The sequence below is a fragment of the Methanohalophilus sp. RSK genome (assembly GCF_003722075.1).
Lineage (GTDB): Archaea > Halobacteriota > Methanosarcinia > Methanosarcinales > Methanosarcinaceae > Methanohalophilus.
Window position 1 is genome coordinate 54,448 of record NZ_RDSK01000001.1, and the last position, 18,476, is coordinate 72,923.

The window sequence follows — 18,476 nt, forward strand, 5'->3', positions numbered from 1 at the left end:
GTGATGAAGGCAGAGACTGGAATTGAAGGGTTTGATGAACTGATAGGAGGAGGCTTGCCACAGGGGAGGGTCTATCTATTGAATGGCTCCCCGGGAAGTGGTAAAAGTACCTTTGGTATGCAGTATCTGACACACGGGGCGTCTTTCGGAGCTGCAGGTCTCTATGTCACATTAATGCAAAATTCCGAGCATCTTGTAGCCGATATTTCCACTTACTCCCTCAACCTGCCGGCCTTGCTGAAAATGAAAAAAATATTCTTTGCAGACCTGGGCCCGGAAATGGAATATGGGTATATGGATGAACTAAAGGAAGTCATAGTTCCAAAATCCGACATGAATCCCTATCCTGTGGAAGGAGAACCTCCCTCTGCCTCAACTGTTTTCAAGGAAATAGCTGCACATGTTGCGGCCAATGATATCAAAAGGGTTGTAGTGGACCCCCTCTCATCCATACGTTTTTCCAATCAGGACGAATGCCTGGAAAAAATGGAAATGGCGCGATTTGTGCGTAATCTACAGGCGCTGGGTTGCACAACTCTTCTTATAGATGATCATCCAACTCCCGTACGCGTATCTTCCGAGCATTTCGCTGCCGATGGTGTGATATTATTCCATAACCCGGCTTCAGATGATGAAGATCGCTCTCTCCAGATCATAAAAATGAGAGGTGTGCCTCATCCCATATCCAGACAGGCTTTCCGGTTTGGGGAAAAAGGCATCGAGGTACTTGGCAGAAGATAATTATTCTTTAACGAAGCCGTAACCTGTAAACCGCTGTTTTGCATCCAGGTTCGTGATTATGAATCTGTCCTGCTGCCTGTAGGCTATTTCATGGGAGCCGTTTAAATGAAGTGTGCATTGCTGGCTGGCATTTACCTGCTCGGCTTCCGTTCCATCAATCTCGATTTTCTCAATACGCATGGGCGATGACTGCAGGCCTGTGAAAATATGGGGTACATCGGATATCTTGAGAGGAGAAGCAAAGGAGGAAAGGGTACATTCCAGTACGAGGGATTCAGCAACCTCTTCTTTTCCAGAAATAATGAAACCCCTCTCAATATCCTTTGACTGGACACCTTTTAGGGCAAGGCCGACCCTGGCGCCTGCAGGAGCACTTTTTACATCTTCATCATGCATCTGGATAGACCTTACTTCCAGAGGCTTGTCAGCAGGGTAGGCTGTCAGTTTATCCTTTGCATTCACCGTACCCTGTTCCACAATTCCCAGTACCACACAGCCAATTCCCGTGACATTGAAAGACTGGTCAACAGTTATACGGACAGGTTTATCGTTGAGTTTTTCATATTCAGAATTGACCTGCTCGTCAAGTTCAAAGATCTTTTCCTTGATCTCATCCAGGCCTTCGAAGGACTGGGTGGACAGGTTTACAAATTCCCAGTTTGCCAGAGTGGTCGGGGATAGGATTTTCTGTAAATTTTTCTGGAGTTCTTCCTGGGCGTAGGGGTATGAGGTATCCGCTTTGGTGAGCACCACAATCCCGTGCCTGTACTGCATGAGATCCAGGGCCATGATACATTCCCCGGCAAAGGCATCAGGGCCTTGCGGTGGAATACAGAGCAGGGCTATGTCGGAAAGTTCCAGGGCAGTGACAAGGGGTTTGACGGATTTGGGGTAACCATTGGCATCGATTGTTGTCATCACTACATCGTTCTTGGCATAATCATACATGGTGATATCTGCAGATGTGCCTTTTTTACCCAGTTTTGCCGCCAGGGAAGTCCTGCCGCTTCCCTCACTTCCGATAATTGCGATTTTAGTCATTGTTACACCTATGCACTAACAGGTGCTTGGTGCATAAATGTGTTACTTCACCAGGTTTGACAGCACCCACTCCTTGCTGAGCTTCACGTGAATTAGAAAGGTGTGAGAATACTGCACTTATTATCGTACTTGTTGGCCGATATTATTCAAGACTCTTGCTATTTAGGTGGGAGTTGGCTCGTTTTTAAAAATTTCATATTCCATGGTGGCATACATTGAACATCCACGGCATTTCAAATATATTTGAAACCGCTACTTTTAAGTATAGGTAAACCAATTGTAAATTGTCGGTTTTGCGGGTCAATCCCACAAACGTACAAATAAACCATGGAGATATTAAATATGGAAATGAGTAAAGATGAAACGCTTGAACTTGGATTCAAATTCCACGGACACCGTTGTCCAGGAATGCCACTTGGGTTGAGACTTGCCTGGGCAGCCATGGAAAAACTTGGTGTATCAAGAGCAAAAAGAGGATGCTAAAATGATTGATGTAAATGACTATCTTGAAACAGGATTTATTTTTCATGGCCATAGGTGCCCTGCTATGCCGCTTGGAATGAGAATAGGAGCTGCCGCTATGAATGCACTAGGGGTTGACAGATCGAAAGATAAGGAGCTCTATCTGATTGCAGAGACCGGAAATGATCATGCAGCTGGGTGTTTTGTTGATGGCCTTATGGCTATTACTGGGTGTACTTATGGAAAAAGCAATATTGAGAAGACCTACTATGGCAAAATGGCCTTTACACTCATCGATACCATTAATCAAAAGGCAGTCAGAGCATACATAAAACCTGAATTCTTTGGAAACATGCTAAAATCTCCGTTTGTTGAACAGAGGAAAATAGGTGTACTGCCACAGGACATTAATTCTGATATTGCTGAGCCATTGGTTAACAAAATACTAAGCATACCTGAAGAAAACTTCCTAGCTATTGGTCCGGTTTTCGATTATCCTTTTGAAAAGAAAAAAGGAGTTTTTGATACAGGATTGTGTGAGGAATGCGGTGAACGTACATTTGTTCATAAACTGCAGAATGTTAATGGTAAAATGCTTTGTAAACCCTGTGCTGACAAATAAAAGATGCACATATGCTTGACGACAAGATAGTCTGTCAGCTATGTTTGAAAAAAGTGTATAAGCTTTAGGTGCAATTGCACTTACCATTTTTACATAATATATTGCTACAAAATCTGGAATTGGTCATATGGATGTCATCATAATTGCTGCAATTATCTTTTTTTTGGCTGTTATTTTTTCAATGCTCGGTCTAGGCGGATCCCTGGTATATGTACCTTTATTCTACTGGCTTGGCATCGATATGCTCATAGCAATACCTACCGCCTTGCTTCTCAATGGTATAACTGCCAGTTCAGCAGCAATTACGTATTACAGGAAAAAAATGATAGACTTCCACGTAGCAGCTCCTTTTGTAATAGCTTCCACTATAGGAGCACCTCTTGGTGCCTACTTTACTAAGTTTGTCTCCATTGAAATATTGTTGTGGATACTCAGCACTGTGCTGGTTTTTGCCGGAGTAAGAATGTTATTCTCTGGGAAAAAAGATGCAGATGCTCAAATTTCATCCAGCTCTACAGATAAAAGAAAAAGTCTAACCGGTATTTCTCTCGGTTTTTCAATTGGTGTTATTGCAGGACTTCTTGGAATTGGTGGTGGCGTATTCATATTCCCTATTTTGATAGCACTTGGTTATGGGGCAAAACGTGCTTCTGCTACATCAGCTTTCATTGTATTGTTCTCTTCTTTCTCAGGGTTCTTTGGTCACCTGACTACGGGACATCTGGACATGAATCTCATGATTTATACAGCTCTAGCTGCATTCATAGGAGGGCAGGTAGGTTCACATCTAATGCATAGCAAAATGAGATCAGAAACAATCAAACAGATTTTTGGTGTGGTTTTGTGGATAATGGCTATCAAACTCGTTTATGGATTGATGTGACTTCAATCTAATGGATATGGCATATGATTTTCTTGAAACTTTGTATTTCATCTCTTTTGAAACAGGAGACTCCTTCCGTTAGGGAGGGGTAGTTGACCAATGGTTATACCTCCTGGGTAATTCACCAGAGGTTGCCTTGCCACATTGCTTCGGTCTTGTCGGTGGTACTCTGGTTGAGTTTTTGCAGGTTAACCATAAGTTCTCCCCCTGAATACCCCACCTGGTCAAAAATAGCATCTATGCCAAGCCGGCGGAAATATTCCTCAAATTCCTGCAGGGTTTGCGGATTCTGAAACCGCAGGGTAACCTCATCATAGAGTTTTTCACCGTTGCCAACCCTTCGGACAGAATCGGCCATAGGAGAGATAATGCTTCTGCCAAGCCTTAAAGATCGTTGATCCATTGCCTCTTCGTCCTCATTCCATTCCACGGTCTGGAAACCTTCCCTGACTACCCTGGAATACAGGTAATCCCGTCCCACCTCGTTGTAGAACTTGAAAGCATGTTCAAGATCGGCGCAATTACTCTCAGAACATGTATATTTGATAGGTGACACATCCATATCCAGATCCTTGATGACAACCCCTTCATGTCCCACATCTCCCAGTTTTTTTATAATTTGCATGATCTTTTCAGCAGCCTCTTTTCTTGCAAACTCTCCCAGGAAAGGAACCTGCTTAAAACCAAATGAGGCGGCCAATTCTCTTCTTTGTCTGACCTGCAGGGGCTGTCCAGTCTTTTTATGGCGTATATCGAAAACAAAAAAATCCAGTGTCTGTGTATCATAGACATTTTTGGAGACATAAGGATTCTCGGGTCCTGCCATCTCCCCGTGCACTACCAGGTCAGGATACTGTCTGAAAAAGGAGGTGTCTAAAAGACAATTGACCTTTTCTGTGGAATAGGGACAGATATGCCCGCTGCGGGTGAAAGCGATAAGTTTCCCTGCGTTTTCAATTACACGGACATTATAGCCGTTCATCTTTTCTTCGACTATGAGTTTATCAATTTCTGAAAAGTGGTTATTTATGGAAGGTCCAAGCAGCATCGCACGTTGTATTTTCGGGAAACCCAAGATTAAATCCAGTTTCCCATCGCGCTTTTGCAGGAGCACACTTCCCCTTTCTATACCTGAGACGGAAGTTTCAAACCTGAACAAATTCGTATACTTTCCCCAGTTTCTTGATAGGAGCCTTTTTTCAAGCAGCCTTTCCAGCCTGGAGACTGACAGCCCTAAAAAACGGGCTGTCTTTTCCATATCAAGTTCTGGTTTCTGCGAACCTTTCATCCTTTGCCTTCATTTTACCAGCGTATCAACAAGGGTACGCCGGGTGATAAAGCCCGCGAAATCCTCCTCCAGATTGAGTACCGGTACTCCGCCTATATTGTTCTTGAGCATCATATCAACCACCTCGACAACCGGTGTGTTGGTGTAGGCGGTCTTGGCACCCATTTGCATTATATCCTCGACAATCAGATTCTTGATCCTGGAATCCTGCTGGTTTCCGGATACAAGTTCCCGGAAGGCTTTCATCGCTTTGGCAATATCCTGTTCGGTAATTATACCCAGCAGTTCACCGCTATCCATTACAGGGAACCTGCCCATATTGTTCTCGAGTATTATGTGCCTTACATGACTTACCCTGTCGGCCGGATTGACGACTACAGGTTCCTTTATCATCATTTCACCGGCAAAACCATCGAAATACAGGTTTTGAAGGATTTCCTGGGGAGTAACCCAGCCCATTATATCCTCGTTATCGGTGACTATCAGAACCCCGCCTTTCTTTTTCATCAGAGTAATGGCATCATCAAGATCGGTATCTGGCAGAACTTTCACGAAATTGTCCGATACAGCAGTGGCCACATGAAGGGAAGAGGCAGGTTTGGCCCCCTTCTTGCGGGTTCCCAGTTCTTTGGTAAGGTTTCTCATGGTCAGGACACCTACAAGCTGATCACTGTGAGTAACCAGCAGTCTTCTTGTATCGTTCTTTTCCATTATGTCCAGTGCATGAGAAATAGTGTCTGCTTTATCTACGCTTATTGGTTGTACCATTATGTCCTTTACCTGCATAATAAACATCTCCTGGGAATTTACCTGCTTAAGCAGCCCTTATTATATCGATTCTGCTCAGGATTCCTACTATCTTTCCTTCCTTTTCTACAGGAAGGCCTGTACGATTGTTTTCTACCATTACTTTGGCCGCATCTGAGAGTTTATCTTCGATATTTACAACCCCGTCAAGTTGGACCATTATATCCTCTGCTACCAGAGGTACATCTTTTACATACCTGTATGTTTTTTCACCTCCAGGAGTGGGTTTACGTGCCATTTTGATATTCTTTGACTGCATTTTACCTTCATTATCCTCCATGACACTAAGAGCAATATCCCTGGTGGATATCATACCGACGGTGTCCCCGACATCGTTTATCACTATTACTTTACTGACCCTGTGCTTTTCCATTTCATCTATTACATGGTTGATTGTGTGATGGCGGTGCACCTCCACAGCGTCATCGGTAAGCACTTCGGAAATTTTAGTTGTTGTAGTATTACCCGCTACATAACGGACTATGTCCCCTATTGTTACGATTCCCTGAAGTTTGTTCTTGAACACCGGCAGGTTGTTGATCTGATTTTCCAGCATCAGGTTGATGGCCTGGGATACGGATGCATCGGGATAAATAGTGATAATTGGTTCAGCAGTCATCACCATTTTTGCCGGGATCTTGTCAATGGGACGCCTTCTCCACATTGGTTCTGCCTGTGCAAGGCGGCTGCTAATATCGCTTTTTGTGACAATTCCCTTTATTTCCTCTTCTTCAACAACTATCAAAGTACTGATCTTGTGACGAAACATCAGGTTCCTTGCGTGTGATACAGGTTCCTCTGTTCCGATCACATAGACCGGAGAACTCATTATATCCGATACATTCATTTTCCTATCCTCCGTAAGAAATTTTATTGTTTGTCTGCCAGTGCAAGCAGGATATCCCTTTCTGTCAGGATTCCCTCTAGATTACCATCTTTTATTACAGGAAGGCATCCGATTCCTTTTTCAAGCATAATTTCCGCTGCTTCCCCGAGGTCTGCATCCGGTATTGTCCAGATAAGGTCATTATGCAAGAGAGAGTTAATCGGGCTGTCAAAAGCCTCATGGATGTTACCTGTGGTGAGTTTTTCAAAAGCTTCCCCGGTTCCCAGATAACTGAGGATGTCGGATGATGTGACAACTCCGACAAGTATATTGTCCCTGACAATGGGTACTCTTTTGAACTCATTTTCTACCATTGTCCTGGCAACATCCCATATGGAAATTGCTGCATCTGCGGTTTTGACATTTCTGGTCTGCCATTTTTCGACCTTTTTCCCGGTCAGCACTCCTTTTATAAAAGTAAGGAAATCCCTTTCTGTGCATATTGCTTCCAGATGACCATCATTATCCACTACGGGGATGCATCCAATATGTTTGTCTATCATCAACTCAAAGGCCTTTTCAATGTGTGCATCGTTCCTCAAACTGTGGACATTATGCTCCATTATGTAGCGCACCTGTGCATTTATAGCTGAAAGCAGGTTCCCCTTGAATTTTTTCTCCACAAAAAGGCTTCTTTCTCCTCCACCCAATAGGTCCATTATATCCACTGAAGTGATTATACCTTCAAGTTTTGATGTCCCTGCATTGACAATAGGCATATGCTTGAAATGCATCTTGCTCATTTTTTTAATGATATCTATTATGGGAGTAGTGGGATTTGAGGAAATTACATCTTTTGTTGCAACGGCCAGCATACTTCCCTCATGCTGGGCTATATGAGCCTTGAAGTTGATATTTCCCCTGTCCATTGTACTCTCCATGCTGTAGGCCTTTGGATCCTTGCTGATATCTGTTCCTCCTGGATTACCGGTATTTTTTTGTCTGGAACTCATTTTATCCTCTTTTTGAATACGTGTTTTATCCTTTGAATTCACCTATACCACCCGGTATATTGTGTTATATCATCTCTACAAAGCCTACTTATTCGGTATAGGCCCTGAGTAGGTCGCTTCTGTCTACGATGCCTACGGGTTTGTCTTCAACAACCACTGTTAATCTGCCGATATCATAATGCAGGACTTTTTCTGTACATTCTTTTACCGATGTATCCTGCTTGATGCTGTAGGCAGGTGTTGACATTACTTTCTCAACTGGCTGGTTGTGTATACCGCCGTCTTTTTCCCTGACACCGATACGTGCAAATCCCGATTTTATCAGGTCTCTCCTGGTAACCATACCCATCAGTTTATCTTTCTTTGAGACCACCGGCAGGCCTGTATAATTATTTTCAAGCATAGCAGACCATATTTCCCCGATGTTATCTGTCGGTGTGCATGTGGTGACCGGACAGGTCATTATCTCCCTGACAGATTTTGATAAATCCTGATTCACCATTTTGCCAAGAAGATCGGTATTGCTTACAATTCCTGCCAGGTTTTGTTCAATCGAACTTTTAACCACAGGACATCTTTCAAGTTTTGCTTCCAGTAGCAAGGAAGCGGCCCTTTGAATATCAGTCTCAGGTGTTATCTGTGGGACCGGGTTCACAAAACCGGCAACAGTGACATTTGATTTTGTGGATGTCACTTTCAATATATCCTGATCAGTGATCATTCCCGAAACCTTCCCGTTGTCGTTCACAACAGGAATTCCTCTTAGAAAATGATCTCTCATCAACTGGCGAGCATGGGTCACAGTGTCACTTTCGTGCAGATATACTGCATCCCCTGACATAGTTTCATTTATCTGCGTGCAAAAATCCCCCTTGATTTGCGGCGTTGGTTTGATGGTTTTTTAGTCGTAGTATCCTTCTTCTTCCTTGCAGTCTTCACAAAGGGCCAGCCCGTTTATGTTTGTGAGTTCATCTACATATGAACCACAACGCTGGCATATTCCTCTTTCCAGATAGCTCTCTTCAGGAATCCCTGTTTCCCGGTTCATTTCAATGAGGTTCTCTAAAATAGTATTAAGACCCGGAGAAATTGTAAGGATGTCCCTATCTGTAATAATACCAACAATATCGTCCCCCTTATTGACTGCAAGTCTACGTATATTCGATTTTACCATCAGCCTGGATGCGTCTATAACGGTAGTAGAACCCTCTACCATTATAATCGGAGATGACATGATCTCTGTTGCCGGGACAGAGCTGGGTGTTTGGTCCTGTTGTACCACCTTGCCAACAATATCACGCTCTGTGATTATGCCAATAGGTTTATTTTCCCTGCTTATTATGACGCTGCCGGTACCTTTAGCCATCATATCCCTGGCAACCTCAAAAATGTTGCAGGTAGCATCTAAGCTCACAACATTGTGGGACATAAGATCCCCCACAGGTATTTGACTCTCGATTCCCCCATAAGACGAGTCTTCGCTGTTATGCTCCTGCACGACCATTGCATCACACTCCTATATAGAATATTTCTGTTTATGCCTTATATAGATGTTCATTTTGCATTCAAAAGAACTTCATATAGAATATGGTGAAGTGTTGAACATGAAAATAAGCATGCCTGAAGGTTATTGATACCAAATATTATTTATAGGGAAATGGGCTCTGTAGAAACCCTTTCCTCTAACTTCCACTAATACATTATCATTTTTATAACAAGAGGCCCCCAATGTGATTTTGACCATAAAAACACAAAGGGGGTAAATGTATTTTGTCAAGCGATTACTTAAACTTTATCGATACAGCTATGTCTGTAGCAAAATTGAAGACAAAACTCACTTTTTCAGTCAACCATTACTTTACTTCGTCCTCCGGCATTGAGCTCCACTTCCTCATTGAAACCGGATTTAGCAAAAGCATCGATGATCTTGATCGGTGTATCTATATCGACTTTGTCCACAAGTTCGGCCCTTTCATCCCAGAGAGCAATCCTGATCCTGCCCGTTTCATCGGAGACATATATATTGGAAACCTTCCCTTCACTGCCATTGCTGCGGGTAAATTCCTTGAGGTCTCCCATACCGGACACTGCTCCTTTGACTGAGTAGGGCTGGCCGGGGATTATGTCGGCAATCGGGGTATAATCTTCTTCGAACTCCACTTCCCTGTCGGTTTTGCGCAGACTGCTGTGGTTTCCTACCTGTATCTCTACTTCCTGGCTGTAGTTGTTAAGCCGGGCATAACCATTGATTATTTCCACACTATCCCCGGTTTCCAGTTTATCTGCAAGTTCGGTACGCCCATCCCACAGGGTAATCCGGATCTTGCCGGTTTCGTCGCCTATTGTTATGTTGCGTACCCGTCCTTCAGAACCATCGCGTTTCTGGAATGTACGCACATTTGATACATCCAGGACCATTCCAACGACATTTACATCAGAATCCCCATCCTTTATGTCCGAGATACCTGAGAGGTTGATATTTGCCTCGACATTTTCCTCACTTTCAGAAATGCCGCCTCCCCTGCCGATATTGACTTCAATTCCTGAATAACCTTCTTTGGCATAACCACTGATATTGTAACTCTTACCGGCACTGATATCACCGGTCTTTAAAAGGTCTGCAAGATCGTCCCAGAGGGTTACCCTGATCGAACCTGTTTCGTCTGCCACTATAATATTTCCAACCCTGCCTGTGGTGCCGTCGTCACGGCTGAATTCCTTTGGCTCAAAAACAGAGACGGCCTTTCCTGTGAAATTCACATTTGAGGATGCCTCATTTATATCCGCAATCTTAATCATTTCAACGCCCGCATCCGTAGCACCGAGGTTATGTGCTACCAGCAGGGCGGCTGTCTGGACATCACAGAGGTTATGCATTTCCTCTATTTTCTCCTCTACCTTTGCTTCAAATTCTTCCCTGGAAATTATGCCTTCCAGTTTTTCATATACTGTATCAATATCGTCCATCAGCACACCTGTAATTTTTTATAAACAATGATTGGTTTAGTCTTCATTGCAGGGCGGATGTGATAAACCTAACGAAACCTGTCATTCCGATAATATAATTAACCATAAGTTCCATCCTTTTCCTGATATCATGATCCGAAAGTGTGAAGAACACGGCTATTTCCGTGGTGAGGAATGCCCCCAATGCGGGGATAGAGGTAAATTTATGCTCGATGATGAGCATGAGATGAGACTGGGGCGTTTCGTTTCCGGTGTCCTCAGGCATTTTCCGGATGATGTAGGGCTTGATATGGATGCCCAGGGGTGGATCGAGCTTGATGCTTTTTGTGAGGCAATGAAAAAACGGTACAAGTGGGCAGGGAAGCTGCGTCTGGTGTCCCTTGTGGAATCTGATCCCAAACAGAGATATGAAATTGATGACTCTTTCATACGTGCTCGCTATGGCCATTCTATAGATGTGGATCTTGATTATCCCCTGTATGATTCTGATGTACTCTATTATGGTGTCAGTCAGGAAGAGGTTGATATGCTTCTGGAAAACGGCATCAAACCTTACAGGCAGACCTATATTCATCTGAGTAATACCAGCCAGCGAGCAAGACAGGCGGCTTCGGTGCATACCGATAATCCGGTTATACTTAAGATAGATGCAGCCAGTGCTGCAAAAGATGGATATGAGTTCCTCTGTGCCAACGACGAGATAGCACTCAGCAAAGAAGTTTTACCTGAGTACATAGAAGTTGCAGATGAATAAGTTTTTCTGACGATCTAAAAAAACAGAATTAGCAGCAGACCCCCGTATTTCTACTGGAGATGTATATACACTTTTCTTTAAGTCTGCTTTTTTGTTCTTTGGTAAGTACCATAAAGTTCTTAAAGGACAAAATCCAACTAGAATTGATCATTATAAATGTATGATCATTATTAAGATTATCAAATTTCATTAGGTGTTATGATCTAATGAATAATCAGCCAATGCAGATAAATTAGGATCATTACGATTGGTTGCCAATATGGGTGGCCAATGATCAATAAAACGGAAGCATTATCAGATTTCATCACTCATAGAAGCATATATTTCCGATAGGGTCGGTTATATAACATTGGATAATTTATATAAGATCCAATCACACAAGCAAAATTGAACTTAAACAAGTTAGTTCGCAGTCTTATGTGTCTATTCGGACTGTTGGTACAACATTTGTCCGTGGGGGACAAAAACATAGAGCCGGCATTATCCGGGCTTGATGTGGTGACTTCTGGAAATATTGATTCTGTTTTACTTTGTTCTGATCGCTATTTTACTGCATTCTCTAAGAATAAGGAGTGAATCAACAATGCAAAGTACTGATACAACAAAGTATATCATTCATTCAAAAATCAATGCTGACGGGGTGATAGAGCGCCCTGATATTGTAGGAGCTATCTTCGGACAGACTGAAGGTTTGCTGGGGTCTGATCTTGATCTGCGTGATCTCCAGAAGACCGGCAGGATCGGTAGGATCGAAGTCGTTGTAAGCACCAAGGGTGGAAAGACCAAAGGTAACATACACATTCCTTCCAGTCTGGACAGGATAGAGACATCAATCCTTGCAGCATCCCTGGAAACCATTGACAGGGTAGGTCCCTGTTCTGCGAATATCGAAGTTAGCAATATAGAGGATGTGCGTGCGACCAAACGCAAACACATAGTTGAAAGGGCCAAGTTCATTCTCACAGGTATGTTTGATGCCAACCTGCCTGAATCCCAGGAAATCGCTGACGAAGTACGTCAATCCGTACGCGTTGAGGAGATGCAGTTCTTTGGCAAGAAAAAGAACATACCCTGCGGTCCCAATGTACTCGATTCCGATGCCATTGTAGTGGTAGAAGGACGTGCCGATGTACTGAACCTGCTGCGTTATGGTATTAAGAATGCAATCTGTGTGGGTGGTACCAATGTGCCTCCTGAGGTTGCAGAACTTACACGGAAAAAGACCGTAACTGCATTTACCGATGGTGACAGGGGAGGCAAGCTTATTATCAAGGAACTGCTGCAGGTAGCAGATATCGATTATGTGGCACGTGCTCCTGATGGTAAAAGTGTTGAGGATCTTGTACAGCGGCAAATCATACGTGCCCTTCGCCAGAAAGTACCGGTAGAACAGGCAATGGAAGCCTATTCTATCGATCAACCTGCTGAAAAAGCCAAAACACCCAGCTCTTCAGGTCCTAAAAAGGGTGGCCGTATTGCGAGGGTTCCAAAACGTGAAAAAAGGGTCAAACCAGATCGTGCCAGAAATCCCGCTGCCAAAATTAAAAAGATTGCTGAGCCACCCATTAAAAAAGAAAAGCCAAAACCTTCCAGGTCAAAACCTACATCCTCGCAACATCCCGTTCTGAAACGTTTAAGTCCTCATTCGGAATCTCTTGCAGGTACTCTTGGAGCACGCCTGCTAGACCAGGATGATAAGGTTGTCAATGAAACACCTGTACGTGACCTTGTGAATACGTTGAAGAATTCAGAAGAGAATGTGAAAAGTGTGGTATTTGACGGTGTTGTTACCCAGCGTATACTGGATATAGCATCCAACAAAGGAATCGATACCCTGATCGGTGTTAAAAAAGGTAATATCACCAAAAGTCCTGCAAACGTAAAGGTTTACACGTCTGCATGATGTATATCCCGTAAATTATATCAGTATTTCACACCTCTCCTTTGCATGAGGAAAGATCGTGCAGAGGAGAAGCCTGCTTTTTTTGTTATTAATTTTAGTACTGTTTAGTTCAGGGTGTTCTGACATAGGGGACACGGTGAATGATGCTAATGAAACCGTGGCTCAAAGCAAGGAAGATGTTGAGTACCTGAAATGGATGAAAGGTTCACTCGATGTCATTCATTCCGATTATGCCGATATCAAACAGGCTCTTGAAGTCCGGGACTTGGTAGCACTGGAAAGAGCTGCTGGCAATCTTACTACTCACTGCAGGGAATCCAAAGAAACAATGCAATCTTTCAGTCCATCTCCAGGCCTGCAACCTGTGACTGAGAGGTACAGTCAAATTCTCAACCAATCCTGCGGTCTGGGTACCTTTCTGGAGGATAATGCAGCCACTCTTAATGTCACAAATGAAACAACCCTGCAGAGAGTTGAGAAAAATATGGGTTTTGTAAATGATTCGTCAATCCTCAATAATTGAAAGTCAACCCTAGTTTTAATATGGAGTACTTTGGACATTTAAAAACATAATGAAAAATAAGAAACTATATATATTATAGATTATTTGTGAGGAATAGTTGAGGAATACTGCGAAAATACCCCCAAACTCCCCAATTGAGTATTGCAGTACTGATCCTCCAAAACTCATCCCCCCATCATCGAGTATTCCTCAACAACCCCCTCCTTTTTGGTCGTCTTTTTCAAAGCTTAGCATGGCTATTGGTACATAAGTAATAAAAAACAAAAAAAGAAAGACTGAATTATTGTCTTCCTGGGTTTTTCAGGAAAGGATTACTTCCAGCTTTTCCTGTTCTGCTGCAAGTTTGACTTCCTGGGAAATACGTTTGCCCGTGGATAATCCTTCTTCTATGAAATCGGAATATGGCGAACCATTGGTGTATATATTGGTTCCTGCTACTATCCTGGCTGAAATCTCGAAGACCTTGATCTCAAGCTGGTCTGTAAAAACCGTTTCCAGGCAGAAGGATCCGATCATGCCGCCAAACAGTTCGAGGGATTCTTCTACAACCTGTTCCCCGAGGGAAAATATCTTGGGCATCAGGGATTCTCTGGCTACCAGGGGGATATTGCCGGTAACAACATAGGTAGGCTGCACGTTTGCTTCCTCAAGCTCTTTGGGAGAACCCAGGCGGAAAATTTCATCGGCATTGGATTCGACACGCCTGTCCATGCTCAGCAGTTCAAGTGTTCCGTTACTGAGGTTGTATCCTTCTTGCTTGAGGGGTGAATAGAAGAAGTGCAGATAATAGCGTGTGCCTACAATGAACTCCTGGATGGTGTACTTCTCACTTTCATCGATATTTTCCAAAAATTCCTCATAGTTCTTGGCAATGAAGAAACCCCGTCCTCCCTTGGCACCGTGATATTTAACCATTACAGGACCGTGGATGTCCTCGGGTTCTACAAGTCGGGGCATGTGGATTCCTGCTCCCTCCAGCCATTCCCGCTCTTTTGTGCGGTCTGATTCCCAATTGAGTACAGCACGGTTACCAAAGCTGGGCACTTCAAGATTAAGGAATTTCTCGGCACCCATGTATTCCACAAAGGAGCCATGTGGTATTATTACGGCGTTTTTCTGTCTTAAAAGGGGGGCGATATCGGGGATATTCTTGTAACTGTCAACGGAAATGAACTCATCGGGTTTGGCTAAGGGATAGGCATTATAAAAGCGCGGAGGTTCACCTATGCAAATTCCGATTGTTTTTAGCCCCTCTTTCCTGGCTCCATGGAATATCTGGAGGCTGGAATGAGAACATACCGTTGCAATCGCCAGGTCATCGGTATTGTAGTCTTTCAGGATGTCGGAAATTTGCTTTTTCGTGATCATGATATCGCCTTAAAAGTTACATCACATTGTCGGAAGTAATATTTAAATCTAAGGATTACTACAAAACGTTCCGCACATTACACTAAATTTATTAGTTTATTGATTGATACTCCTTTGTATGGAAAACGATGACAATACGGAAAAAGTATTGGTTTTACCTTTAAATGAAGATTCACGTAAAATCACCCAGACCCTTTCCAATGAGAAATCCCTGAAGATCCTGGAATTACTCGCAAGACAGCCCATGTCTGCAACTTCGATAGCCGAAGAGCTTGATATGCCCCTTACCACTATCAAGTACAATCTGGATGGCTTGCTGGAGAGCGAACTCATACAGGTAAAGGAGACCAAATGGAGTCGCAAGGGCAGGGAGATCAAGATATATGAACCCGTGCAAAAAATGATCGTGGTGGTTCCGGGTAGCAGTAAAACCGATCGCTCCAGTATCCTCGGCATGCTGCGCAAATATGTGGCAATGGCAGGAGCGGCTCTTTTTGCAGCACTGGGTATTGAATATCTCAGGGATTTTGAACCTCTGGGTCAGACCATGCCACCGGTTGCCCCTGCGATGATGTCTGAGATGCCGGCTGGCAATACCAGCAATGACACGGCCCTTTTTGCTGCCAAGGCTCCCGCAAATGCAACCACAGAAGCTGCCAGGGTAGCCGGTGAATCTGCAGATGCAGGTAGTAATATGGCGGCAGAATCCCTTGCAGGTGCAGGAGATACCAGTAGTCTGGTGTCTGCGGATTTCCTATCCCACATAGGCGTATGGTTTTTCTTCGGATGCCTGTTTATAATAGCGGTACTTGCGTTGTGGGAAATTTATAATAGGAAAAAGGTGTAATTGGGCACAAGTGATCCTGTATGAGAGTTGCTCTCAAAATCGCTTATATTGGCTCTTCATATCGTGGTTCTCAGGTACAGCCCGGAGTATCCACGGTGGAAGGGAAACTTTTTGAAGCCCTGCAGTCCCTTGAGATTATCGAGGATCCTTCCTCTGCCAGGTTTGTAAGTGCCGGGCGTACGGATACCGGGGTGCATGCCATGGGACAGGTGGTGGCTTTTGATACCGATAAACCCAAGCTGGCTATTCCCAGGGTGATCAATTCCAAATTACCGGGGGATATATGGGCATGGTCCCGTGCTGAAGTTGACAGTGATTTTCATCCCAGAAGATATGCCCGAAATCGTACCTATCGCTACATAACACCTGCAATGGATGCCGATATTTCAAAAATAAGAGCCGCTTGCAGCATCCTTGAAGGCAGTCATGATTTTGCTAATTTTTGTTTCAGGGATAACGGGCGCAGTACCATTCGCAGAATAGAGAAGATCGATGTGAGACTTGCCGGAAACCTGCTCCGAATCGACATCACGGCCAATAGTTTCCTGTGGAAAATGATTCGCAAGGTTGTAACTGTCCTGTTGCTTGTGGGCAGTGGTGCGAGGGATCTGGAATGGCTGGAAAACATGCTGGACCCTGCTTCCTATGAAGAGGGTATTAAACCTGCAAAACCCTACGGACTTATCCTGACAGATGTGAATTATGGCGATTCGGTCCAGTGGGTTGATGACGGTTACTCCATGCGTCGCTCCCGTGAAAGAATAGAGGAATATCTTGTTTATCACCAAGTGTTAGCCGAGGTAATGGACCAGTTTTTGCCTAAAGAACCAAAGGCTCAATGATGCAGTTACATATCAGGGATGCTGTAATAGATTATGAGATAGTTCACCGTCCCGTCAAATACGCAAGGTTGGAGTTTAAGGACGGAATGTTGCGGGTAATAGTTCCCAAAGGATATGGTAATGCTGCAGCCTTTGTCGGGAAAAATACAGACTGGATTTATAACAAACATCTGTATTTGCAGCGGGTTATTGCTCTAGTCGGGGAAAAAAGGCTGGAGAAAAAGCGTGCTGAGCCTCACTTTTACAGTTTAATCGAAAGTATTGTACAAAGGCTGCAACAGGAACTGGAAGTAGAGGTCAGGGATTTAACTTTCAGGAAAATGAAGAGGAAATGGGCCAGCTGCAGCAGTAACAAGAAACTTGTTTTCAACCGGCACATGATGTATCTGCCGGATAGTCTGATAGAATATATTGTGTATCATGAACTTTTGCACCTTATCGAGTTTAAGCACAATAAGAGATTCTGGAACCTGGTAGAAGCCAGATATCCTCAACGAAAGGAATATGACCTGGAACTTGCAGCATACTGGCATCTAATTAAAAAGACATTTTACTGATTATTTTTTTGCAAAATTGTGATATTGCGGGTCAGGCTTCTGTGTATTCTCTGGCTGTACTGTTTCACTATGGTAAATCCCGCATCCAGTGCGATCCTGTTAATCTCCATCTCTGACACAATTACTGTTTTACTGCCGGGTTTGAGAACCCTGTACATTTCTGCGAAGGATTCTTCGTATAAATGCCGGATGGATTCTGCCTTGATCATGGCAGACCTGCCATAAGGAGGATCGGTGATCACTGAATCAATACAGCTGTCTTTGAGGGGTAATTTACATGCATCTCCCTACAACAGGTTATAATCGCCGCCGAAATATTCCAGATTCAATTTTGCTCCCTGTATGATTTCATTGCGTGCTTCCAGACCGATTACCTTTGAGCCCAGCATGGCCGCTTCCACGAGTATGCCGGCAGTACCGCAGAACGGATCCAGCAGTCCGGTATCCTTGTTTACCCCTGCAAGGTTTACCAGCGCCCGGGCTGTAATGGGCATGAGTACCCCTGGATAGAAAAAGGGTTTCTTGTGGGGTGCACGTGCATGGAAGGCCTTGCGGTCTATGGATGCAATGACAGAGCCACACACGCATTTTTCGGTCAGTATGAGCCGCAGGGTAACATCGGGTTGGTTGAGATTGGCCCTGTAACCCTTCCTGAAAACAGCTCCGCCTACCCTCTGTTCCAGATAAGAGCCTTCCACGGCAGTATGGTGATTGACCTTCCGGGCACGTACTACAAAGGTCTGGCCCGCAGAAAGATGGGGTTTGATGTCACAGTTTTCTGCACTGGAAATAATGGTTTCGGGTTCATTCTTACAGATGAAAGCCACTCGCAGGATATGATGGCACATGGCCAGTTTTCCGGCGATTTTTTCCAACCTAATTTCGGCATCCGGCTCTTCAAGTTCCACCACAAGACAGTGATCATAATGTTGCGTGTATACCGGTTTGAGACCTTCAGTAGCCAGACAGGCCACAGCCTCGTCTGCAGCGATTTCTTCATGGTCTCCGGAAAGTTCAAAAGCGTAACGCATA

General features: G+C 44.0%; 19 protein-coding genes and 1 pseudogene. 10 read left to right on the forward strand and 10 right to left on the reverse strand.

Translation table 11 applies throughout. The annotated features are described in order from the left end of the window. The first annotated feature begins 3 nt into the window (after positions 1-3). The gene (locus EFE42_RS00245; protein ID WP_123135348.1) at positions 4-741 is read left to right on the forward strand and encodes an ATPase domain-containing protein; all 738 of its coding nucleotides are present in this window, start codon (positions 4-6) and stop codon (positions 739-741) included. Here EFE42_RS00245 and EFE42_RS00250 read toward each other — a convergent pair whose 3' ends face one another. Then, positions 742-1,782 (reverse strand): EF-Tu/IF-2/RF-3 family GTPase, encoded by a 1,041-nt coding sequence (locus tag EFE42_RS00250; protein WP_123135349.1) that lies wholly within the window; start codon positions 1,780-1,782, stop codon positions 742-744. 342 nt (positions 1,783-2,124) lie between these two features. On the opposite strand from EFE42_RS00250, the gene EFE42_RS00255 reads away from it, so the two are divergent. From EFE42_RS00255 to EFE42_RS00265, 3 genes are all read left to right on the forward strand, one after another. Continuing rightward, positions 2,125-2,265 carry an FmdE family protein gene (locus EFE42_RS00255; protein ID WP_123135350.1) on the forward strand — a complete coding sequence of 47 codons (141 nt, stop codon included), beginning with the start codon at positions 2,125-2,127 and terminating at the stop codon, positions 2,263-2,265. Position 2,266: 1 nt separating this feature from the next. Next, positions 2,267-2,866 (forward strand): FmdE family protein, encoded by a 600-nt coding sequence (locus EFE42_RS00260; protein WP_123135351.1) that lies wholly within the window; start codon positions 2,267-2,269, stop codon positions 2,864-2,866. Positions 2,867-2,993: 127 nt separating this feature from the next. Further along, positions 2,994-3,749 carry a sulfite exporter TauE/SafE family protein gene (locus EFE42_RS00265; protein ID WP_123135352.1) on the forward strand — a complete coding sequence of 252 codons (756 nt, stop codon included), beginning with the start codon at positions 2,994-2,996 and terminating at the stop codon, positions 3,747-3,749. Positions 3,750-3,870: 121 nt separating this feature from the next. Here EFE42_RS00265 and EFE42_RS00270 read toward each other — a convergent pair whose 3' ends face one another. The 7 genes from EFE42_RS00270 to EFE42_RS00300 all read right to left on the reverse strand — a co-directional run bounded on the left by EFE42_RS00270 (position 3,871) and on the right by EFE42_RS00300 (position 10,650). Beyond that, entirely contained in the window at positions 3,871-5,037 is a 1,167-nt protein-coding gene (locus EFE42_RS00270; RefSeq protein ID WP_123135353.1) for an RNA ligase, read from the reverse strand. Positions 5,038-5,046: 9 nt separating this feature from the next. Continuing rightward, the gene (locus EFE42_RS00275; RefSeq protein ID WP_199724055.1) at positions 5,047-5,823 is read right to left on the reverse strand and encodes a CBS domain-containing protein; all 777 of its coding nucleotides are present in this window, start codon (positions 5,821-5,823) and stop codon (positions 5,047-5,049) included. Between the two features lie 28 nt (positions 5,824-5,851). After that, entirely contained in the window at positions 5,852-6,691 is an 840-nt protein-coding gene (locus tag EFE42_RS00280; RefSeq protein ID WP_123135355.1) for a CBS domain-containing protein, read from the reverse strand. Between the two features lie 23 nt (positions 6,692-6,714). Then, positions 6,715-7,725: a CBS domain-containing protein gene (locus tag EFE42_RS00285; protein ID WP_233564665.1), complete on the reverse strand. Its 1,011-nt coding sequence runs from the start codon at positions 7,723-7,725 to the stop codon at positions 6,715-6,717. Between the two features lie 46 nt (positions 7,726-7,771). Further along, positions 7,772-8,524, reverse strand: a complete 753-nt coding sequence (locus tag EFE42_RS00290; protein WP_123135356.1) for an HPP family protein — start codon at positions 8,522-8,524, stop codon at positions 7,772-7,774. A gap of 60 nt (positions 8,525-8,584) precedes the next feature. Next, entirely contained in the window at positions 8,585-9,187 is a 603-nt protein-coding gene (locus EFE42_RS00295) for a cyclic nucleotide-binding/CBS domain-containing protein (protein ID WP_123135357.1), read from the reverse strand. A 338-nt stretch (positions 9,188-9,525) separates the two neighbouring features. Beyond that, positions 9,526-10,650 (reverse strand): OB-fold nucleic acid binding domain-containing protein, encoded by a 1,125-nt coding sequence (locus EFE42_RS00300; RefSeq protein ID WP_123135358.1) that lies wholly within the window; start codon positions 10,648-10,650, stop codon positions 9,526-9,528. A gap of 130 nt (positions 10,651-10,780) precedes the next feature. Here EFE42_RS00300 and EFE42_RS00305 point away from each other — a divergent pair, with 130 nt between their 5' ends. The 3 genes from EFE42_RS00305 to EFE42_RS00315 all read left to right on the forward strand — a co-directional run bounded on the left by EFE42_RS00305 (position 10,781) and on the right by EFE42_RS00315 (position 13,830). Next, complete coding sequence (locus EFE42_RS00305; protein WP_123135600.1) at positions 10,781-11,404, forward strand: RNA 2'-phosphotransferase; 624 nt, start codon at positions 10,781-10,783, stop codon at positions 11,402-11,404. A gap of 583 nt (positions 11,405-11,987) precedes the next feature. Beyond that, positions 11,988-13,307: a DNA primase DnaG gene (dnaG, locus tag EFE42_RS00310; protein WP_123135359.1), complete on the forward strand. Its 1,320-nt coding sequence runs from the start codon at positions 11,988-11,990 to the stop codon at positions 13,305-13,307. Positions 13,308-13,443: 136 nt separating this feature from the next. Further along, positions 13,444-13,830 (forward strand): hypothetical protein, encoded by a 387-nt coding sequence (locus EFE42_RS00315; RefSeq protein WP_123135360.1) that lies wholly within the window; start codon positions 13,444-13,446, stop codon positions 13,828-13,830. A 300-nt stretch (positions 13,831-14,130) separates the two neighbouring features. On the opposite strand, the gene EFE42_RS00320 is transcribed toward EFE42_RS00315, so the two are convergent. Further along, positions 14,131-15,198: a formate--phosphoribosylaminoimidazolecarboxamide ligase gene (locus EFE42_RS00320; protein WP_123135361.1), complete on the reverse strand. Its 1,068-nt coding sequence runs from the start codon at positions 15,196-15,198 to the stop codon at positions 14,131-14,133. Between the two features lie 118 nt (positions 15,199-15,316). Here EFE42_RS00320 and EFE42_RS00325 point away from each other — a divergent pair, with 118 nt between their 5' ends. Genes EFE42_RS00325 through EFE42_RS00335 form a run of 3 tightly spaced genes read left to right on the forward strand, consistent with a single transcriptional unit; the run spans position 15,317 to position 17,444 of the window. Continuing rightward, positions 15,317-16,045 (forward strand): transcriptional regulator, encoded by a 729-nt coding sequence (locus EFE42_RS00325; RefSeq protein ID WP_123135362.1) that lies wholly within the window; start codon positions 15,317-15,319, stop codon positions 16,043-16,045. Between the two features lie 20 nt (positions 16,046-16,065). After that, on the forward strand, positions 16,066-16,887 hold the full coding sequence (gene truA, locus EFE42_RS00330; protein WP_123135363.1) for a tRNA pseudouridine(38-40) synthase TruA: 822 nt from the start codon (positions 16,066-16,068) through the stop codon (positions 16,885-16,887). After that, a complete protein-coding gene (locus tag EFE42_RS00335) occupies positions 16,884-17,444 on the forward strand; it encodes a M48 family metallopeptidase (protein ID WP_123135364.1) in 561 nt (186 codons plus the stop codon). Before truA ends, EFE42_RS00335 begins: the two co-directional genes overlap by 4 nt. On the opposite strand, the pseudogene EFE42_RS00340 reads toward EFE42_RS00335, so the two are convergent. Further along, positions 17,438-18,475, reverse strand: a pseudogene (locus tag EFE42_RS00340) (methyltransferase domain-containing protein). The gene EFE42_RS00335 and the pseudogene EFE42_RS00340 overlap by 7 nt on opposite strands. Position 18,476 lies beyond the last annotated feature (1 nt).

What these genes read in the sequence shown, in the direction of transcription:
- EFE42_RS00245 (WP_123135348.1), top strand. Translation starts at nt 4, where the DNA reads ATGAAGGCAGAGACTGGAATTGAAGGGTTTGATGAACTGATAGGAGGA.
- EFE42_RS00250 (WP_123135349.1), bottom strand. Translation starts at nt 1,782, where the DNA reads ATGACTAAAATCGCAATTATCGGAAGTGAGGGAAGCGGCAGGACTTCC.
- EFE42_RS00255 (WP_123135350.1), top strand. Translation starts at nt 2,125, where the DNA reads ATGGAAATGAGTAAAGATGAAACGCTTGAACTTGGATTCAAATTCCAC.
- EFE42_RS00260 (WP_123135351.1), top strand. Translation starts at nt 2,267, where the DNA reads ATGATTGATGTAAATGACTATCTTGAAACAGGATTTATTTTTCATGGC.
- EFE42_RS00265 (WP_123135352.1), top strand. Translation starts at nt 2,994, where the DNA reads ATGGATGTCATCATAATTGCTGCAATTATCTTTTTTTTGGCTGTTATT.
- EFE42_RS00270 (WP_123135353.1), bottom strand. Translation starts at nt 5,037, where the DNA reads ATGAAAGGTTCGCAGAAACCAGAACTTGATATGGAAAAGACAGCCCGT.
- EFE42_RS00275 (WP_199724055.1), bottom strand. Translation starts at nt 5,823, where the DNA reads ATGCAGGTAAAGGACATAATGGTACAACCAATAAGCGTAGATAAAGCA.
- EFE42_RS00280 (WP_123135355.1), bottom strand. Translation starts at nt 6,691, where the DNA reads ATGAATGTATCGGATATAATGAGTTCTCCGGTCTATGTGATCGGAACA.
- EFE42_RS00290 (WP_123135356.1), bottom strand. Translation starts at nt 8,524, where the DNA reads ATGTCAGGGGATGCAGTATATCTGCACGAAAGTGACACTGTGACCCAT.
- EFE42_RS00295 (WP_123135357.1), bottom strand. Translation starts at nt 9,187, where the DNA reads ATGGTCGTGCAGGAGCATAACAGCGAAGACTCGTCTTATGGGGGAATC.
- EFE42_RS00300 (WP_123135358.1), bottom strand. Translation starts at nt 10,650, where the DNA reads ATGGACGATATTGATACAGTATATGAAAAACTGGAAGGCATAATTTCC.
- EFE42_RS00305 (WP_123135600.1), top strand. Translation starts at nt 10,781, where the DNA reads ATGATCCGAAAGTGTGAAGAACACGGCTATTTCCGTGGTGAGGAATGC.
- dnaG (WP_123135359.1), top strand. Translation starts at nt 11,988, where the DNA reads ATGCAAAGTACTGATACAACAAAGTATATCATTCATTCAAAAATCAAT.
- EFE42_RS00320 (WP_123135361.1), bottom strand. Translation starts at nt 15,198, where the DNA reads ATGATCACGAAAAAGCAAATTTCCGACATCCTGAAAGACTACAATACC.
- EFE42_RS00325 (WP_123135362.1), top strand. Translation starts at nt 15,317, where the DNA reads ATGGAAAACGATGACAATACGGAAAAAGTATTGGTTTTACCTTTAAAT.
- truA (WP_123135363.1), top strand. Translation starts at nt 16,066, where the DNA reads ATGAGAGTTGCTCTCAAAATCGCTTATATTGGCTCTTCATATCGTGGT.
- EFE42_RS00335 (WP_123135364.1), top strand. Translation starts at nt 16,884, where the DNA reads ATGATGCAGTTACATATCAGGGATGCTGTAATAGATTATGAGATAGTT.